The organism is Paraliomyxa miuraensis (assembly GCF_026337845.1).
Taxonomy (GTDB): domain Bacteria; phylum Myxococcota_A; class Polyangia; order Nannocystales; family Nannocystaceae; genus Paraliomyxa; species Paraliomyxa miuraensis.
The window spans coordinates 1-224 of the sequence record NZ_JAOVZF010000020.1; the positions used below are offsets into that span (position 1 = coordinate 1).

A 224-nucleotide genomic window follows, 5' to 3' on the forward strand; every position below is an offset into this window, starting at 1 on the left:
GCCGTCTCGCGGCCGAGGTCCCAGCGGAACAGACGACCGGCGGGGTCGGCCACGTAGACCTCCTGCGCCTCGGCCCACAGCCGCGACAGGCAGTGGGTGGCCACCGCGGTGTCGACCACGGTGCCATACGCCGGCTCGTAGACGTCGTCGGGGTCGACCGCGGGCAGCTCGGCGTGCTCGAGGATCTGCCCGCTGAGCGCATCCACCCGCAGCAGCGTGCGCCC

At 74.1% G+C, this 224-nt stretch carries 1 protein-coding gene; it reads right to left on the reverse strand.

The window, feature by feature from the left end; translation table 11 throughout:
• On the reverse strand, nucleotides 1-206 hold a 206-nt coding region (locus tag OEB96_RS00080), incomplete at its 3' end, for a hypothetical protein (RefSeq protein ID WP_266213334.1).
• Nucleotides 207-224 lie beyond the last annotated feature (18 nt).